Below are 1,550 nucleotides of genomic sequence, written 5' to 3'. Positions count from 1 at the left end.
TTAAGAGCGGTGAGTGGCGGATGGGTGAGTAACACGTGGGTAACCTGCCTTCTAGCAGGGGATAACATCTGGAAACAGGTGCTAATACCGTATAAATCGTCAAACCGCATGGTTTGACGCTGAAAGGCGGCTTCGGCTGTCACTAGAAGATGGACCCGCGGTGCATTAGTTAGTTGGTGAGGTAAAGGCCCACCAAGACCGTGATGCATAGCCGAACTGAGAGGTTGATCGGCCACATTGGGACTGAGACACGGCCCAAACTCCTACGGGAGGCAGCAGTAGGGAATCTTCCACAATGGACGAAAGTCTGATGGAGCAACGCCGCGTGAGTGAAGAAGGTTTTCGGATCGTAAAGCTCTGTTGTTGAAGAAGAACACTAGTGAGAGTAACTGTTCATTAGTTGACGGTATTCAACCAGAAAGCCACGGCTAACTACGTGCCAGCAGCCGCGGTAATACGTAGGTGGCGAGCGTTATCCGGATTTATTGGGCGTAAAGCGAGCGCAGGCGGTTTCTTAAGTCTGATGTGAAAGCCCCCGGCTCAACCGGGGAAGTGCATCGGAAACTGGGAAACTTGAGTGCAGAAGAGGACAGTGGAACTCCATGTGTAGCGGTGAAATGCGTAGATATATGGAAGAACACCAGTGGCGAAGGCGGCTGTCTGGTCTGTAACTGACGCTGAGGCTCGAAAGCATGGGTAGCGAACAGGATTAGATACCCTGGTAGTCCATGCCGTAAACGATGAATACTAAGTGTTGGAGGGTTTCCGCCCTTCAGTGCTGCAGCTAACGCATTAAGTATTCCGCCTGGGGAGTACGACCGCAAGGTTGAAACTCAAAGGAATTGACGGGGGCCCGCACAAGCGGTGGAGCATGTGGTTTAATTCGAAGCAACGCGAAGAACCTTACCAGGTCTTGACATCTTCTGCCAACCTAAGAGATTAGGCGTTCCCTTCGGGGACAGAATGACAGGTGGTGCATGGTTGTCGTCAGCTCGTGTCGTGAGATGTTGGGTTAAGTCCCGCAACGAGCGCAACCCTTATGACTAGTTGCCAGCATTCAGTTGGGCACTCTAGTAAGACTGCCGGTGACAAACCGGAGGAAGGTGGGGACGACGTCAAATCATCATGCCCCTTATGACCTGGGCTACACACGTGCTACAATGGCCGGTACAACGAGTCGCCAACCCGCGAGGGTGCGCTAATCTCTTAAAGCCGGTCTCAGTTCGGACTGCAGGCTGCAACTCGCCTGCACGAAGTCGGAATCGCTAGTAATCGCGGATCAGCATGCCGCGGTGAATACGTTCCCGGGCCTTGTACACACCGCCCGTCACACCATGAGAGTTTGTAACACCCGAAGCCGGTGGGGTAACCCTTTCGAGGGAGCTAGCCGTCTAAGGTGGGACAGATGATTAGGGTGAAGTCGTAACAAGGTAGCCGTAGGAGAACCTGCGGCTGGATCACCTCCTTTCTAAGGATAATCATGTAAGAAACCGCAAGGTGGAAGCATGATACGGAAAGCCTACATTTGAAACTTTGTTCAGTTTTGAGGG

At 52.6% G+C, this 1,550-nt stretch carries 1 rRNA gene; it reads left to right on the top strand.

Annotation, left to right across the window (positions count from 1 at the left end):
• A 16S ribosomal RNA gene (locus FC18_RS07185) occupies positions 1 to 1,468 on the top strand; the annotation flags it as partial.
• Between the last annotated feature and the right edge of the window lie 82 nt (positions 1,469 to 1,550).

The organism is Lacticaseibacillus sharpeae JCM 1186 = DSM 20505 (assembly GCF_001436225.1).
GTDB classification, from domain to species: domain Bacteria; phylum Bacillota; class Bacilli; order Lactobacillales; family Lactobacillaceae; genus Lacticaseibacillus; species Lacticaseibacillus sharpeae.
The sequence above is the reverse complement of the archived record's forward strand: the minus strand, read 5'-3'. Positions and strand labels throughout refer to the sequence as shown.